This window comes from Aneurinibacillus terranovensis DSM 18919 (assembly GCF_000430625.1).
Classification (GTDB): Bacteria; Bacillota; Bacilli; order Aneurinibacillales; family Aneurinibacillaceae; genus Aneurinibacillus_B; species Aneurinibacillus_B terranovensis.
The window spans coordinates 50010-67241 of record NZ_AUMJ01000035.1 but is presented as its reverse complement, the minus strand read 5'-3'; the positions used below and the strand labels follow the sequence as shown (position 1 = coordinate 67241).

The 17232-nt window shown below is 44.2% G+C and carries 13 protein-coding genes, 2 pseudogenes and 1 riboswitch; of the genes and pseudogenes, 8 read left to right on the top strand and 7 right to left on the bottom strand.

Translation table 11 applies throughout. The annotated features are described in order from the left end of the window. Nucleotides 1–245: zinc ribbon domain-containing protein (locus H525_RS26110; protein ID WP_081413287.1), on the top strand; the 245-nt coding region annotated here is incomplete at its 5' end. A 59-nt stretch (nucleotides 246–304) separates the two neighbouring features. On the opposite strand, the gene H525_RS0107460 is transcribed toward H525_RS26110, so the two are convergent. Together H525_RS0107460 and panD are read right to left on the bottom strand one after the other, a co-directional pair. Continuing rightward, complete coding sequence (locus H525_RS0107460; RefSeq protein ID WP_027415696.1) at nucleotides 305–718, bottom strand: LysM peptidoglycan-binding domain-containing protein; 414 nt, start codon at nucleotides 716–718, stop codon at nucleotides 305–307. A 159-nt stretch (nucleotides 719–877) separates the two neighbouring features. After that, the gene (gene panD, locus H525_RS0107455; RefSeq protein WP_027415695.1) at nucleotides 878–1249 is read right to left on the bottom strand and encodes an aspartate 1-decarboxylase; all 372 of its coding nucleotides are present in this window, start codon (nucleotides 1247–1249) and stop codon (nucleotides 878–880) included. 267 nt (nucleotides 1250–1516) lie between these two features. On the opposite strand from panD, the gene H525_RS0107450 reads away from it, so the two are divergent. After that, nucleotides 1517–2305 (top strand): YheC/YheD family protein, encoded by a 789-nt coding sequence (locus tag H525_RS0107450; RefSeq protein WP_051330877.1) that lies wholly within the window; start codon nucleotides 1517–1519, stop codon nucleotides 2303–2305. Nucleotides 2306–2473: 168 nt separating this feature from the next. On the opposite strand, the gene H525_RS23205 is transcribed toward H525_RS0107450, so the two are convergent. The 3 genes from H525_RS23205 to H525_RS0107435 all read right to left on the bottom strand — a co-directional run bounded on the left by H525_RS23205 (nucleotide 2474) and on the right by H525_RS0107435 (nucleotide 6426). Then, complete coding sequence (locus H525_RS23205; RefSeq protein ID WP_051330876.1) at nucleotides 2474–3052, bottom strand: C40 family peptidase; 579 nt, start codon at nucleotides 3050–3052, stop codon at nucleotides 2474–2476. Nucleotides 3053–3060: 8 nt separating this feature from the next. Next, nucleotides 3061–3186: riboswitch (cyclic di-AMP (ydaO/yuaA leader) on the bottom strand. Between the two features lie 193 nt (nucleotides 3187–3379). After that, a complete protein-coding gene (locus tag H525_RS0107440; protein WP_035100308.1) occupies nucleotides 3380–4789 on the bottom strand; it encodes an amino acid permease in 1410 nt (469 codons plus the stop codon). Nucleotides 4790–4962: 173 nt separating this feature from the next. Beyond that, nucleotides 4963–6426: a CoA-acylating methylmalonate-semialdehyde dehydrogenase gene (locus H525_RS0107435; RefSeq protein WP_027415692.1), complete on the bottom strand. Its 1464-nt coding sequence runs from the start codon at nucleotides 6424–6426 to the stop codon at nucleotides 4963–4965. A 174-nt stretch (nucleotides 6427–6600) separates the two neighbouring features. On the opposite strand from H525_RS0107435, the gene H525_RS0107430 reads away from it, so the two are divergent. Beyond that, complete coding sequence (locus H525_RS0107430; RefSeq protein WP_027415691.1) at nucleotides 6601–8277, top strand: PucR family transcriptional regulator; 1677 nt, start codon at nucleotides 6601–6603, stop codon at nucleotides 8275–8277. A 36-nt stretch (nucleotides 8278–8313) separates the two neighbouring features. Continuing rightward, nucleotides 8314–10467, top strand: a complete 2154-nt coding sequence (locus H525_RS0107425) for a type IA DNA topoisomerase (protein WP_027415690.1) — start codon at nucleotides 8314–8316, stop codon at nucleotides 10465–10467. A 120-nt stretch (nucleotides 10468–10587) separates the two neighbouring features. On the opposite strand, the pseudogene H525_RS26105 reads toward H525_RS0107425, so the two are convergent. After that, nucleotides 10588–10926: pseudogene (locus H525_RS26105) on the bottom strand (glycosyl hydrolase family 18 protein); the annotation flags it as partial. Nucleotides 10927–11083: 157 nt separating this feature from the next. Here H525_RS26105 and H525_RS23200 point away from each other — a divergent pair. After that, nucleotides 11084–12328: a S1C family serine protease gene (locus H525_RS23200; protein WP_081413283.1), complete on the top strand. Its 1245-nt coding sequence runs from the start codon at nucleotides 11084–11086 to the stop codon at nucleotides 12326–12328. 356 nt (nucleotides 12329–12684) lie between these two features. Here the strand turns inward: H525_RS23200 and H525_RS26100 are convergent. After that, a pseudogene (locus tag H525_RS26100) lies at nucleotides 12685–12927 on the bottom strand (pirin family protein); the annotation flags it as partial. A gap of 244 nt (nucleotides 12928–13171) precedes the next feature. Here H525_RS26100 and H525_RS28485 point away from each other — a divergent pair. The 3 genes from H525_RS28485 to glgB all read left to right on the top strand — a co-directional run bounded on the left by H525_RS28485 (nucleotide 13172) and on the right by glgB (nucleotide 17229). Further along, nucleotides 13172–13873, top strand: coding sequence for a LytS/YhcK type 5TM receptor domain-containing protein (locus H525_RS28485; RefSeq protein ID WP_027415688.1), 702 nt, complete (start codon nucleotides 13172–13174; stop codon nucleotides 13871–13873). Then, nucleotides 13798–15054 carry a sensor domain-containing diguanylate cyclase gene (locus tag H525_RS23190; protein ID WP_245590424.1) on the top strand — a complete coding sequence of 419 codons (1257 nt, stop codon included), beginning with the start codon at nucleotides 13798–13800 and terminating at the stop codon, nucleotides 15052–15054. Before H525_RS28485 ends, H525_RS23190 begins: the two co-directional genes overlap by 76 nt. 279 nt (nucleotides 15055–15333) lie before the next feature. Then, complete coding sequence (glgB, locus tag H525_RS0107395) at nucleotides 15334–17229, top strand: 1,4-alpha-glucan branching protein GlgB (RefSeq protein ID WP_027415687.1); 1896 nt, start codon at nucleotides 15334–15336, stop codon at nucleotides 17227–17229. Nucleotides 17230–17232: the final 3 nt, after the last annotated feature.

Sequence of the window (17232 nt, the reverse complement as noted above, 5' to 3'; positions counted from 1 at the left end):
TGTCCTGGTATCAATTCAGAACGATGCTTGAATACAAAGCAAAGTGGTATGGACGTACTGTCGTTGCCGTAGGTAAAACCTTTGCTTCCTCTCAGCTCTGTTCGTGTTGTGGATACCAAAACAAAGAGGTTAAAGATCTTAACTTGCGACAATGGAAGTGTCCTTCTTGTCATAGAGAATGGGACAGGGATGTAAACGCAAGTTTGAATATTCTTGCCGAAGGCAAAAGACTACTATCTGCATAATCGCAGTAACCGCAGGAACTGCGGGGATAGCTTGGTGGTACATCATGTACTAATTCTGCTCAGTAGAGCGGACTACCCAAGAATCTCATGGCTTTAGCCATGAGAGGTTCAAAGGAATATGCGTATAAACGAATGCCATTTTCTTTAAACACGGAAGAAACAAACTCGCGGTCCGTATAGGAAGTAACGCCGATGGTAGCCTGCGCGGTTTGAACAACGTTTAGCGCTGCATCGTCGGCAATAACGTCAGGTACATAAATAACTTGTCCCACATGAAGAAGAGAGGATTCTTTCAAGCCAGGATTCACCGTTAGAATATCCCGCAGCGTTGTTTCGTGTGCCGCCGCAATGCTATCCAGCGTATCTCCTGCCTTGACACTGTAGTCATTGGATACGGTGGCACTCGCTGTCGGTTGGACGGACAGAATTCCAAGAGTAATCAAGGAAAAAATCAACAACTTTTTTTTCGGCATATTTTTCATCTCCTATGAAGAAACTGTTATATAAGCATATGTTTCTCGTCCCGACAATAGAACCTGTGAATGATAGGATTCAAGCTCCAGTTTGAGAACCGGATTTTGAATCCTATTGTCCGTTTTGAACGCTCACCCGTGAATCCATTCCCACTGCGTTTATGACAGTGTATGTTTCTGAATACGCACTATCCGGTTGTGCTCGTCTACAAAAACCACTTTATGCGTAAAATCGTTAAGCTTGGCGTTATCAAATATCCCCATACTAAGAATAATGACCAGATCTCCCGGTTCGAACAGGTGCGCGGGCGGGCCGTTGAGGCAAATTTTTCCGGAACCTTCCGGCGCTGGTATCGCGTATGTTTTCCACCTTGTGGCATTTCGCAGGCTGGTAATCTGAACCATTTCAAATGGCTGTATATCCGCACTCTTCATCAAAAGAGAATCGATCGTAATGCTTCCTACGTAATTCAAATCGGCTTCCGTGACCGTTGCCCGATGGATTTTTCCTTTACACATCATCCGTTTCATTGATCCTCTCCCCCTCTTTGAATGAATCTATCTTCATATTCCCTTGTTACTGTATGCATGCCTATGCGCTTTGCTACCAGGCAGAGAGAATTTCTCTATATCTCTGTCAAAACAAAATAATTTCCCAGCGTCATAGGCAGATGCCGTGCCTTCCTCTGAGCGACGTGTATATCGTGAAAGTAACCCAATTCAGGAGGCGAACGCCAACCATCGGGAATGAAAATCTCTCAACATAGGGTAAAAATCTAATGATGGGGATGTTGCCATATGGCTGAAAAAAAACGTAAACGTCGGGAAATGGGGAAATGGGGATTATGGAACTTTTTTGCAAGTGAAGAATCGATGCGCCCTTATTTGCCGCCAATGAAAATTTTCACGAAAGCGTCCCTTACTTCGTATTTGTCAAACTACGGGGTTGTCTTTATTAAACCCGATTACGGCTGGGGTGGAAGAGGCATTACAAAAGTTTGGAAAACAAATGGGGGATATTCGTTCATTAAAGAGAAAGGTCAGGTCGTTTCCTGTGCATCACTGGACACTCTGTATAACAAAATTAAGCGAAACTGTAGGTCCCGGGCGACGTATGTGATTCAAAAGGGAATCAACCTGGCCAGGATAAATAGCCGGCCGTATGATATTCGGCTGATGATGATGCGTTATAAAGGAAAATGGAAATATGTCGGGATGCTCGCCAAAGTTGCGGGACCCAACAGCATCGTGACCAATCTGGCCCGAGGGAAGGGGTATGTAACTGAGGTCGAACATGCATTAAAAAAATCACTCCGACTAGAAAAGTCGCAAATGGAAGTTTTGCAAAAAGAAATGATTCAACTTGGGCACAAAACATGCAAACGATTCGACCAATATCTGAAGTACTGGCAAATCGGTTTGGATTTAGCGGTGGACCAGGACGGAAAGCTGTGGTTGATTGAAGAGAATACCGGCCCTGCACAATCCCTGTTTGCCAAGTTAAAGGATAAAACCGCCTATCGGAAAATGCGGGAAATTTCGGCGATTCGAAAGCGAAGAAAACAGCTAAAACAACCGCAGCGATGAAAGATTTGGCTGGGTTTGTTTTTCTGTGCTGCCGACCGCTCCCGCGGCTTGGCGCCAGCCAGCAATCCTTTAAAGGAAAAAAGGTAGATTCGATACGAAACTGGTATCTTCCATCTACCTTTTTAACCTGTGCAGATTATTTTTTAAATGCTAAATAGTATGTTAAATTTATAGGTATCTGCGGACTTGCGCGAAATGGCTCTGGTACCAGGATGAATTCAAATCGGTGATTTGTACGTTTCGGCCCGGTGCGGGAGCATGAATAATCTTATTGTTCCCGATGTAAATTCCTTCGTGGTAGCCGCTTTTAGCGCCGGAATGGAAAAAGACGATATCGCCCGGCTGCATAGAGGATCTGCTTACTTGATGGCCTTGCTGTAACTGGCCGATAGGTCCTGTTGAAATAGTGATGCCGAAATGCTTGTACACATAAGAGGTAAAACCGGAACAATCAAACCCGGTTTGCGGGGAGCGCCCCCCGTGTGTGTAAGGCACGCCGATAAATTGCATTGCGTAGGCTACCACTTGATCGCCCGAGGTGGATGGATTCCCTGGAATGGACGCAGGAGTCTGTACAGGCTTGGCATTAGCAGTCTGCTGGGTAGCGGCACGATGCGTAACGTGCACTATGTGGTTCGTATGTCCATGGTGATAGTGTGTAGCCGCTTGGACTTCAGGTGCGAGGTTTACCGTTCCGGCAAGCAGAACTCCGGACACGGCTGCGGTCGTGATGATACGTTTTAACATATTGGTTTTTTCTCCCTTTCTTATGCCTCCGAGGTTAGCTGACGGGTTCGGTTGAAAGGCTCCCGACCGATTGTTCGATTTCACCCCTATAACTGGTTCCCCCGTTCCATAGATGGATTAGGCATTATTTGATTACTGTTTTACCTTACCGTACATTCCGCTTTTGCTGCATTAGTAAACCGATGGGTTAAGTTTCATTATTTGTAAATCAACCAAATATAGCTAAATAAAAATATATATCTAAAATAAAAAAACACCGCTTGTTTCTAAGTCCCTGTTAAGCCAACCGGGAAAAGAAACGAAAACGATGTTTGAAAACGAATACGATTACTTAACTTTTACTTTTTCTTTCGTTTGTGCCCGGCTGGCTGCTGTAGAGGCACCCTCGCTTTTTTTCATAAACACAAAGTAGGACGCTACGACTAGAACACCAACAAGGCTGGTTAAATAGAACTGGGAACGCAAATCGGGAATGACCGCCATAGCAACTAAAATGCCGATAATACCAATAATGGTTACATACGTCAGATAAGGGAAAGCCCACATTTTTACCTGCAATGCTACCGGGTTTTCCTGTTCGATTCTTCTGCGCATCTGCAAATGGGAGAAGGCGATGACAAGATAAACGAACAGCGCGATGCCTCCTGAGGCATTCACGAGAAACAGGAACACTTTGTCAGGGGAAACGTAGCTAAAGATAACACCAATATAAGCAAAAATCGTTCCGAAAAGGATTGCGCGAACAGGTACACCGTTGCGGTTTAATTTGAGGAACGCTTTAGGAGCATCACCTTTTTGCGCCATTCCGTAGAGCATGCGGGAGTTCGTATACAGCCCGGAGTTCAAACAGGAAAGAACCGCCGTCAACACGATGAAGTTCATAATCTGGGCTGCGGCGGGAATGCCAACATGTTCAAGGACAGCAACGAACGGGCTTTTCAAAATGTTGGCGGAGTTCCAGGGTAAAAGGGTTACGATAATGAAGATGGACCCGATATAAAAAATAAGAATTCGCCAAATAACGCTATTGGTCGCGATTCGGACCGCTTTCGACGGCTCAGCCGATTCACCTGCGGCCACCGCAACAATTTCCGTTCCCATAAAAGAGAAGACGACAATCGTAATGCCCAATAGAACGGAACCTATTCCTTTCGGGATAAATCCGCCTATTCCTGTAAGATTCGACAGACCCGGTGAATGGGTCCCAGGCATCACTCCAAGTATTACGGCAATGCCTATGCATAGGAAAATAATGATGGTTGTGACTTTGATGAGGGAAAACCAGTATTCGAATTCTCCAAATGATTTTACCGAATAAACGTTTGTTAGCGTTAACAAAACCGTTAAAATCAAGCTTACTAGCCAGAGGGGAATGCCGGGAACCCAATACTTAATGATTCCCGCGCCCGCCGTCGCCTCGATAGCGATAACGATAACCCAGAAAAACCAGTATAACCAGCCTATCGTGTAGCCTGCCCATGGCCCAATAGCATCACGTGCATACGTAGAAAAGGAGCCGCTTGTCGGGTGAACGGAAGCCATTTCCCCAAGCATCCGCATCACAAAAACGACAAGCAAACCCGCGAGTGCATACGAAAGAATGACCCCGGGGCCTGTTGAATGGATTGCGGCACCGCTCCCCACAAACAGCCCTGCACCGATGACTCCTCCGATTGAGATCATCGTAATATGGCGTATTTTTAAATCCTTTTTTAAATCTTTATCTGTATGATCCATCTGTTCTCCTCCTCGTTTTATCGTGAAATAATGTTAAGAGAGTCATTATCTTAGTTTTGAAAGCGCTTTAAAGATTCAGAACCATACTTTTTATTCATAACCGAAATCCGGAATGGATTCGGTTATGAATATACTTGATAAGACGTAATGGACGTAAGATGTTTAATGGAAACTTAGTATCGGCCGGTGAGCATTTTTTTACGGGTGTAGAATTCTACACCGTCGCGCCCGTTCACATGAAGGTCTCCGTAAAAAGAATTCTTGTATCCCGAGAATGGGAAGAAGGCCATAGGAGCAGGGACACCGACATTGACTCCGAGCATTCCAGCATCGATTTCATCGCGGAACTTTCGGATCGCTTTGGCGCTGTCTGTATAGAGACAAGCTCCGTTTGCAAACGCGGATTGATTCGTAATCTCGATGGCTTCATCCAGGTCTTTCGCCCGAACGATCGAAAGAACAGGAGCAAAGATTTCGTCTTCCCAAATTTTCATTCCCGGTGTTACGTGGTCAAAAATAGTAGGGCCAACAAAAAATCCTTCTCTGGTTGTTTCCGGGTCTTTTCTGCCGTCGCGCAGCATGGTCGCCCCTTCATTTTTCCCGAGTTCAATATAATTCAGCGTTCTTTCCTTATGGGTTTCGCGAATAACCGGGCCGAGGAAAACCCCTTCATCTAAGCCATTTCCGATTTTTATATCTTCCGCTGCTTCTGTAAGCCGCTTGACCAAATCATCCGCTATATTTCCGACAGTTACTACGACAGAGCATGCCATACAGCGTTCGCCAGCGGACCCAAACGCTGCGCTGATGATGTTTTTAACTGCCAGGTCTAAGTCGGCATCAGGCATCACAATAGAATGGTTTTTCGCTCCTGCCAGCGCCTGTACCCGTTTACCGTTGGCGGCAGCGGTTTTATAGACATATTCGGCGACCGGCTGAGAACCTACGAAAGAAACAGCGGCAATATCTTTGTGAGAAAGGATGCCGTTTACCACCTCGTGTGCGCCGTGCACAATATTGAGCACACCGTCAGGCAGTCCCACTTCTTTAAAAAGTTCGGCAAGCCGGTTGGCGAGCAGAGGGGTCCGTTCAGAAGGCTTTAGGACAAAAGTATTGCCGCATGCAATGGCAAGCGGAAACATCCAGCAAGGTACCATCATCGGAAAGTTAAAGGGGGTAATTCCGCCAATAACGCCGAGCGGATAGCGGTACATGCCGGATTCAATATTTGTGGCAATGTCGGGAAGCTGGGTTCCCATCATCAATGTGGGAGCACCCGCGGCGAATTCCGCGCATTCAATGCCCCGCAGGACTTCGCCATACGCTTCATCGTAACTTTTCCCATTTTCCATCGTAATGAGACGGGCCAATTCTTCCCAATGTTCGACAAGTTTGTGCTGGTATTGAAATAAAATTCTCGCTCGCTGTGGTACGGGTACCTTTTTCCATGTTTTAAAAGCGATCTTCGCTGCCTGTACAGCTTTGTTCACATCGCTTTCGGTAGAGAGCGGTACACGGGATAACACTTCCCCCGTTGCGGGATTTGGCACATCCTGATACTTTGAGCCGGATGACTTCACCCATTCACCGTTAATGAAATTATTTAATGTTTGTGTTCTAATCTCCAATGACGACATGTCATACCCTCCTTACGATGTTTTTGGATATAAATCTAACAAAAGTACAATTAACTTAAACATATATAAAATTTAAAATGTTTACATTAGACACAATGTAAAAATATTTATAGCCTTGTAAGACATTTACCTGTAAATTAAAAATATAATTGATGAGTATTTGGAGATGATACAATGACTCTAGGTTGCAGCTTAACGGTAGGCGATGTGGTTGCACGGCCTCTTTTTCAAAAAGCGTGTGTGGTTGCCGGAAAGTCTGGCTTAACCAGAAGAGTGCGCTGGGCGCATATTCTTGAAGTGTGCGACTTTGAAACGTTGCTTCATGGGGAAGAGATGATTCTTTCAACCGGAATCGGGTTGTACGGGAATACGTCTGATAAAATTTCCTTTGTGCAGAGGCTGATTGAAAGCGGCGTTTCCTGCCTCTGTATTGAACTGGGCCATTATTTCGATACGATAACGGAAGAGTTAATTGAACTGGCCGATCAGAATGACTTTCCGATTATCGTATTTAAGGAAACGGTACGTTTTGTAGACATTACCCAGGATTTACATACCTTTATTATCAATCAGCAGCACTCGATGCTTACGACGCTTGAGAATATTTCTCGGGAATTTACACGGCTCACGCTGACTTCCCAGGGCATTCCTAAAATTTTAAAAATACTGCATGAAAGCACCAATGCCCAGGTTATTTTTTTCCCTAATCAGGGAAAGGGCCAGGCTCACCCGTTTTTACGAATCGAGGAACAGCTCAGGCTAAAAGAAATGATCGTCCAACAAATAATGAAAGAAAAAGGGCTGGAACGAAAGGACAGGCCCCTTCAAGTAAAACGGGGAACCGCAACGTTTCTCATCCAGCCTGTTGGAGCTTTAGGACAAACATGGGCTCACCTGGTACTTATTATAGAACATAAGGAACCGGAGGAATTCGAACTGTTGGTCCTTGACCGCGCAGCCCTTTCTTTAGCCCAGGATTTACTGCGCAATCGGTATATGGAAGAGCGAACCTTACATTCACAGAATGTTTGGGTGGATAATCTTATTAATAGACGCCTGCAGGATGAAGAAGAGATTCGCAAGCTGTCCGGATTGCATTCCAAAAAAAATACGCCGCTGCGCTGCAGGGTTTGTCTCATCGAAATGACGCACAGGGTGGATCAGGAAACGCCGGACGATGAACGTGAAGCCAACCGCCTCTACCACGCGCTGCTTGTCCGTTCTACCTTTGAAAAATTCGGATTTCATCCGGCCATATCGAGCAGCGAAAATTATATTGTTGTGGTAGCGATTGATGTAAGTGTGAAGAAACCGGAAAAAGAACGGTGGCATGCCATTATCCAAACGCTTCATCTTAAAAGCACAGACGAACATGATGGTGACATTGGGTTTTCAATTGGCATCGGTGGTTCCTACAGCAAACTGGCGGATGCCTATCAAAGCTATCAGGATGCAAAATTTGTCCTGAGAGCGCGCGATATTATGGGGAAAGTCGCGAGTGTATTTTACGAGGATATGGGAATCTTAAGGCTCCTGCTCCCCCTGGAAAATAGCGAAGTTATGGCTTCTTTTGTGGACGATTATCTGGGGCCGATTATTGAGTATGACAGGAGTAAAGGAAGCAACCTGCTCTGGACGCTAAAAGTATACCTCGACAACGAAGGCTCCAAAAAGGATTCAGCCCAGGAACTGTTAATTGTCAGGCAGACGCTATACTACCGTCTGGAAAAAATAAAGGAATTAATCGGTGAGGATTTCATGTCATCAGAAAAAAGGTTATCGATAGAGGTCGCTCTGCGTGCCTATCAATTGCTGCATCCGGAGGCCTCCTTTCATGCCGAAACGGATTAGTATGTTTAGATTTAACCGAAAAAGGAGACGTTTTTTTTGAAAGTCATTATTGCAGAAAAACCATCCGTCGCGAAAAATATTGCAGATGCGCTGCAGATTAAGAATAAACGGGATGGGTACTTTGAGGGGAAGGACTATATTATCACATGGGCGTTTGGTCATTTATTGCAGCTGTACGATGCAAAAGATTACGATGCAAAAATGACAAAGTGGAGTATGGGGAATTTCCCATTTATCCCCTCTTCTTTTTGTTACAAAGTTAAAACGAGTCCCAGAGATAAAGATAAAACAGATCCAGGTGCTGCGAAACAATTGAAGATCATTTATGGACTGTTAAAGCGAGCGGATGTGGACATGGTGATATCGGCATGTGATTTCGATCGGGAAGGGCAAATCATTGGCGATACCATCATCTATAATTCAGGAATAAACAAGAGTGTATATCGATTATTGTTAAATGAATGGACGCCAGATGAAGTACGTAAAGGATTGCAAAATATAAAGCCTAATAAACAAATGAAGCCCCTTCAGGATGCTGGAATTAGCAGACAATGGGCGGATTGGGTAATTGGCATTAATTTAACGTCGGTGGCAACGTTAAAATATCAAAAGGGATCAGGACAAGCATTAAATATTGGTAGAGTCCTGTTGCCGACATTAAAGATTATTTATGATCGTGATAAAGAAATTGAGAACTTTGTTCCTGAGACATACTTTAAGCTAACCGCAACATTTAAAACAAAGGATAATCGTGAATACGAAGGAATATATTTTGAGAATAAAGAAGAGAAATTTAAAAATAAAGCAAATCTCGAAGTGATTGAACAAGCGTTGCAAGATAAAACAGCTACTATAATCGACAAGCAGGTTGAGCAAAAAAGAGAATATCCACCTTATTTATTTAATCTTTCAAATCTACAGGGATACATCACGAGTAAATACAAAGGTTGGACCTCTGATAAAGCTTTAAAGGTGGCGCAATCCTTGTATGAGAAGAAATTTATCACATATCCTCGCACATCGAGTGTCGTATTAGAGGAAAGTCTTGTAGGTAGGGCTGCAAAGGTGCTTGATGTTTTGAAAAAAGGACTACCTTATGAAAACGAAGTTAAGTTCAATAAATTAAAGCGTGTATTTGATAACACAAAGGTAGAGAGCCATAGTGCCATCATACCGACATATCTTATACCTAAGTCATTAACAAAAGACGAGGAAATCATTTATTCCGCCATAGTGAATCGGTTTATTATGCAATTTATGCCTGTTGCGGAGTATGAAGAAACGAAAATCACAACGAAAATAAACCATCATGAGATAGACGGAGTGTTCATTTCTAAAGGAAAGGTTCAACTCGTTGAAGGGTGGAAAAAAGTAGAACAGATCGAGTCGAAGGATACCGTGCTCCCTCTCGTTCATAAGAATCAGACAGTAATCATCGCGGACCATACGATTTCTTCTCATATAACCAAGCCCCCAAAACACCATACGGAAAAAACACTTTTACGGGTAATGGAAACGTGCGGCAAGCGTCACGATGATGAAGAAAGTGAAGATATGATGGACGCGATTTTAAGTGGATTCAGTATAGGGACACCGGCTACAAGAGCGGAAACGATCAAAAAATTAAAAGATGTTGGCTACATTAGTACCGAGAACAAAAATTTATTGTGTACCGAATTAGGCAGGAGATTAGTTGAGACCTTTCCCATTCACGAACTCTTTGACCTGGAATTTACCGGGCGATTGGAAAAAACATTAGCGGACATTGAAAAACAAAAATTTACAAAAGATGCGTTTTTACAATTGATTTACGATTTTACTGTGAATTCCGTCGCTAAAATAAAAGAAGAACAAGAAGTAGTTATAAATGAAGTAACCACTAAGAAAAAACAAACGGAGGTACTCGGGAAATGTCCGTTATGCGGGCACGCCATCATTGAAGGGCAGAAAGGATTTGGATGCAGCAATTGGAAAAACGGCTGCAAATTTGTGATATGGAAAAATGATAAATTTCTCTCGGCTATGAAGAAAAAACCAACGAAAACCATGATAAAATCGCTCCTTAAAAACGGAGTGGTTACTGTAAAAGGATTAACCAGTAAAAAAGGAAATAAGTTTGATGCCAACCTGCGATATAAGAAGAACCCTGATAATGATTATTTTAGTTGGGAAATGGAGTTTGCCAAATAAAATGGTTGGTTTATTGGATTAAAAATAAGGATTAGCGTAAAAATCACGCTACGGCTTATCCATCCGTTGGATCTATCTTGAAATAACTTTATTTCATCATCTGTTGGTGCTGCGTTAGCAAGGCGCTACAGGGCCGGGTGCACTTCCTGCTTCATGAAAATCGTAGGCCATAATAAACATAAGGTCGACCACAGAACCTATTGCGCCGTAGTCATAGCCCAGCAGCCAAGGTACATCTTCCCGGGCCTTTGCAGGAACATCGGCTGTTATTAGATAACCGGCCGGTTTCAGTCGGTCTCTAAGCCGGCGTAAGAAATCAGAAAAATAATCGCGATCTTCGGAGGTTAGGAGTTCGAAATCAATATTTACTCCTGAATAACCTTTCGATGATATTAAATTGAAAATGTTATCAATGAGATTTTGCCTGGCGGAAGACGTGCGGAGTGTGTTCTTGACTAGATTCGCATTTTATGCGCTTTCTTTCTGTTTGCCATAACATTATTTAAGACACACTAAAAAGATTCAGCATTCTTTAAGCTTAGGTTCATGTTCATTTCAGATTACGCCTTCATAATTGGAATCAAGGGTAACCTAAAAAAATTATGGAGGAAATGCTATGGGTTTTTATAATGATGAATTCAATAAGAAACCTGCGGGTTCTGGTAAAACGAAATGGATTTCTACCGTTGTTTTATCGGCGTTAATTGGTTCTGCCTCTACTGCTGCGACAATATCTTTTATGATAAAATCAGATATACTCCCTGTTTCGCAGTCTACTGTAAGTGCAGGCGCCGAAGTCCCCGCTCATACAGTTCCGGTAAGCAATGTTTCCGTAAATATAAATGACGGGATTGTAGGGGCTGTTAAAAAGATAAAGCCAGCCATTGTTGGGGTGGTGAATTATAGCAGTACGTCCGATTTCTTTAACCGGAATTCAGGCGTTCAGGAACAGGGTGAGGGTTCGGGAATTATTTTGGATAATCAAGGACATATTGTAACGAATAATCATGTTGTTGAAGGTGCGGCAAAAGTGGAAGTGTTACTGCCAAATGGAAAGAGAACGAACGCATCCGTGATTGGTACGGATAAATACAGCGACCTGGCGGTATTGCAAATCCCTTCGTCGGATGTAACCGGAACCGCAGTATTAGGAAACTCAGATACGCTGCAGGTCGGTGAACCGGCCATTGCCATCGGCAATCCACTGGGGCAGGAATTTAATCAAACCGTTACAGAGGGCGTAATTAGTGCGACCAACCGAATGATGCCGGTGACGGATGAAGCGAGCGGCCAGACACTTAACCAGCAAGCTGTTCTACAGACAGACGCTGCCATCAATCCGGGCAATAGCGGTGGCGCTTTATGTAATGTCGAAGGGCAGGTCATCGGCATTAACAGTTCCAAAATCTCCAGTACGGGGGTTGAAGGGATGGGGTTTGCGATTCCAATTAATGAAGCGCGTCAAATCATCACGCAAATTCTAAAGTCAGGGCATGTGAATTATCCGGCATTAGGGGTCAGCGCGATTGATTTACAGCAAGTTCCGAATCAATATTTACCGAATATACCGGTCAATTACGGCGTTTTTATTACAAACGTACAATCCTCTGAAGCGAGCGCGAGTGGACTGCAGAGAGGGGATGTCATAGTCGGGGTAAACGGCGTCAAAATCACAGATTCCTCCGGTTTGCATTCTGAACTTTTTAAATACAAAGTAGGAGACACAGTGAAAGTAGATGTCTACACGACCGATGGCAAGAAACAAACGCTGCCGGTAAAACTCACCGCTCTATCCACGATACAAAGCAACGACACATCCGGTAATGGGAATGGAGATAACTCCAATGGTATAATGCCATAAGGCGATGCGTCCTGTGAATGCTTCATTTCTTCACCTTGCATCCACAGTCGATTTGATTGCAGACAATTGTTCTAGTTGTTTGTAGCTCTTACTGAAACGAATGGTCGTAGCCGAACTTACACCTCGGAGCAGTGTGCAATGGAGTGGTTCGTTTCTTATTTTTTGTTTTCTTTCGTTACCCAGTGTTCCGCTAAAAAGGGAGACGTCTTTCCTTCCGACTCTCCATCATTGAACTGCCCAGATGTTCGGACAGGGTCTTCCCTTTTGGTGGAACATGGACAGTTTACACTTCCATGCAACGGAAAGACTGCACAAAAATAAAAATGAAACATTCCATTCCTTGCACCGGGATGTTTCAGTCCATTTTCTTCAGGCAAAAACCAGAGCTGCAGGAAATTTACCGGCTCATCCTGCGATGGATTCACTTCAGAATGTATTACCCCTGTACCGGCTGACATTCTTTGCATGCCGCCAAACGTTGTTGTCGCTGTGCCGCCCGAACTATCGGTGTGTTTTAGAAACCCTTTGAGCACGATCGATACAATCTCCATTTCCTAGTACGGATGCGCACTGAATCCTCTCATTGGTGCCACAAAATCTAAAAGAATGCTGTCAAGCTACCGACGATTTGATTGAACTTCTTGGAAAATTTTTACCTTCATTGACCAAATTGGAATATGTTGCCGAAAAACTTTTGCAAAAGGCAGCTTTTTTTTGTAAAATGTTACATAGAGTGCCTTTTTCTTTATTTTTTTATATTTTGTATTATTTGATGATTGCAAATAGTAGAAATGTAACGAAAGATAGGTAAGAAAATAGACAAGAAGAAAGGAGGGGAGCAAATTGCTTAAGGATTTTATAACGAACGCTTCGGTTTTAATAGCTTCTTTTTTTATCATCGGTCACTATTATAAAAATAAACCTGTTCGTATAACATCCCCGCTTGCGATGAGGATAAACCTCGGCATTGTTTTTGGCTTACTGGGAATCGTTTTGATGCTGTTTAGCATTCGTCTTACTCCAACTGTGATTGTTGATCTCAGGCACATTACTGTCATTATCGCTGCCTTATACGGAGGAATGGCGGCGGCCCTGGTCTCCGCTGCGATGATTGCCGCTGGAAGAATTGCTTTATTCGGATTCCACCCCGCTTCTGTAACCGCAGCCATCTTTATGCTGGCAATCGGGATTGGCTGCGGGTTTCTTTCACGGGCGAGAATTTTGTACTGGAAAAAGTCTCAAATCATGAACGTATTTTGCCTGCTTCTGTTATCGCTTTGTTTATATTTGAATATAGGGCAAAAAAGTTTACTTTTGTCCGTCTATCTATACCATTGGTCCATTTCTATTAGCGTTGTTTTTTTGCTTTTTTTATTGCCCGGTATATTTCGATGGCCAATACCCTTTTTCGAAAAGTACAGGAAAGTGAAGACTGCTACCGCTCCGTCGTCAACCATAGTAAAGACGTCATTTTTCAAGCAAATGCCAAAGGGATTTGGACGTTCCTTAATCCGGCATGGACGGAAATTACCGGGTTTTCCTTAAATCAAAGTCTTGGAACCCCCTTCTTACACTACATATTTCCGGGTGACCATCAATTTACCATCGATGATTTTGAAGCGCTCATGGACAGGAAAAAAGAGTCCTGCTGCCGTGAAATCCGCTTTGTAACCAAAAATAACGAATTCAAGTGGGTGGAGGTATTCGCAAGGCCGACCTTTCAGGCAGATGGTACAATTATCGGTGTCTCCGGTACGTTGACCGATATCACTGAACGAAAAAAAGCAGAATCCACGCTTCGGGACAGCGAGGAAAGATACCGGCGTCTAGTCGAGCTTTCACCCGACGCGATACTGGTTTACTCAGAAGGGAAAATCGTGCTGGTAAATGGCAAGGCGGTAAATTTTTTTAAAGCACAACAACCGGATGATTTGCTTGGCAGAATGATTCTGGATGTGGTCCACCCTGACTCCCATATTAAAGTGATTCAGCATACGGAGCAACTTTATATGAACAAAGGAATGCTTCCGCCAACAGAGAAAAAGTATGTTTGTTTTGATGGGAGTGTTGTAATTGTGGAAACTTCATCCGCGTTCATTATTTTTAACGGGAAGCCCGCTACCCTCGTCATTTTCAGGGATATAACCGAACGCAAAATCACGGAAAAAAAGCTGCAGGAAGCCAATCATATTCTGCACCGCCTATCCAATATGGACGGACTTACGGGGATCGGCAACCGCCGCTATTTTGACGAGTATTTGGAACGGGAATGGAAGCGGGCTGTGCGCAATGGAAAACCGCTATCCTTGATTATGCTGGATATTGACTTTTTTAAAACATACAACGACACGTATGGGCATATCGGGGGGGATGCCTGTCTTAGAAGGGTAGCAAAAACAATAGATGAACAATTGAATCGCCCGGGTGACATGGCTGCCCGTTACGGGGGAGAAGAATTCGTGATCATTCTGCCGGAAACGGAATCGAGCGGAGCTCTCCATGTAGCGGAAACCATCCGCACCCATATCGAAGCGCTGGCCATCCCGCACGTCGGTTCTCCTGTCTATCAAACCGTTACTTGCAGCGTGGGCACTGCCACCTTTATTCCAACAGTGTATGCTACCTCCAAAGATTTAATGGAGGCGGCGGACCAGGCCCTCTATCGGGCAAAACAACTAGGGCGAAATCAAGTCATCGTATATGAAAAACAAACAATAGGAAGCTAAGCGGCGGAAAACATCATTGTTAGACCGTGCTCCATAATGCCGGAAGAACCGGCCTTTTTCTTCTTCTTTTCATAAATGGTCATGAATATGAATAGTATCAATGTATCTCCTCTGTTTTTTCCTCTTTTTCAGCGATAGTTTTTTGTCTCTTGTATTTAGAGCGAGTGCTCCCTTTATTAATAGTAGGGTTACATAAGGCTATCGCTTGCGCTCTTAGCTTGACGCTAACCAAGTTTTCTTTACCGATAACCACTTATTTTCTTAAAAAGGAGTGTATACATGGCCCGCTTGCTTCCAACAGAACATGACCTCTATTTATTTCATGAAGGAAATTTACTATATGCGTATCGGATGCTCGGGGCGCATATCATCAGTAAAAGCGGAGTGAGCGGAGTACGGTTTGCTGTATGGGCTCCTCATGCGAAACGAGTCCATGTTGCGGGCGATTTCAATGAGTGGAATGGCCAGCACCATCAGATGAAAAAAACTGGAACTTCCGGTGTTTGGACCGTGTTTATTCCACATTGCAAGGCTGGCGATTTGTATAAATATGAAATACATACCGAAGACGGTGAGGTTCTGCTTAAATCGGACCCGTTCGCTTTTTATTCGGAGCAGCGGCCGAACACGGCTTCAATCGTCTATCAGCTCGGCAGCTATGACTGGCATGACGAAGAATGGCACGCACGAACGAAGGACCCTTATCATAAACCGATGATCATCTATGAGATCCATCCGGGTTCGTGGAAAAAAAAAGAGGATGGTACTTTTTATACCTATCGGGAACTGGCGGATGAACTGGTGGAGTATGTCGTAGATATGGGCTATACCCATGTTGAATTGATGCCGCTCGCAGAATATCCGTATGACCGCTCGTGGGGGTACCAGGCTACAGGCTACTATTCCGTCACAAGCCGTTATGGGAAACCGGAAGACTTTATGTATTTTGTGGATCGCTTCCACAATGCCAATGTGGGCGTTATCCTGGACTGGGTTCCCGGCCATTTTTGCAAAGATTCGCACGGACTGCGACGGTTTGACGGTACATCACTTTATGAGTATGCGGACATGCGAAAAGCGGAAAAAGGGGAGTGGGGTACGCTAAGCTTCGATTTTGGCCGCCCCGAGGTTGTCAGTTTTCTTATTTCCAATGCCTTGTTCTGGATGGAAATGTATCACATTGACGGCCTGCGGGTGGATGCGGTAGCAAGCATGCTGTACCTTGATTTTAGCAAAGGGCCGGGTGAGTGGGTTCCCAACCGTTATGGCGGTCGCGAAAATCTAGAGGCGATTGAATTTTTAAAGAAGCTAAACGAAGCGGTATTTAAACGTTACCCGAATGCTCTTATGATGGCGGAAGAGTCAACGGCATGGCCGCTTGTCAGCGCTCCGACCTATCTCGGGGGACTCGGATTTAACTTTAAGTGGAATATGGGTTGGATGAACGACATGCTGCGCTATATGGAACTCGATCCCGTCCACCGAAAATGGCACCACCATCTTCTTACCTTTTCGTTGTTTTACGCATTCTCAGAAAACTTTATCCTGCCATTTTCCCATGATGAAGTGGTTTATGGTAAGAAGTCGATGTTAAATAAAATGCCGGGGGATTACTGGCAGAAGTTTGCGAACACCCGTGTGCTGTATGGATATATGATGGTACATCCGGGCAAAAAGCTCCTGTTTATGGGTGGGGAGTTCGGCCAGTACGATGAATGGAAGGATGAACAACAGCTTGATTGGGATTTGCTCGGTTTTGAGATGCATGCCAAACTCCAGACGTATGTGAAGGAACTGTTTTTATTTTACCGGGAGGAACCGGCATTGTGGGAACTCGACCACGAGCCGGAAGGTTTTGCATGGATTGACCCGCACGATTACACCCAGAGTATCGTGAGCTTTATGCGAAAAACAAGCACAGGCGAAAATATCATCGCTGCCTGCAATTTTACACCCGTGGTATACGAAGGATACCGCCTCGGAGTTCCCGGCCCCGGCCTCTACCGGGAAGTTTTCAACAGTGACGCGGGAAAATATGGGGGATCCGGGGTGGTAAACGGGGGCTTGATTCAGGCGGATAACATAGAATGGCACAACCAGCCCAGCAGCATACATATCAAAATTCCTCCATTGGCGATGGTCTTATTTAAACAAGATGAAGAAAAGGAAGGATAGCAG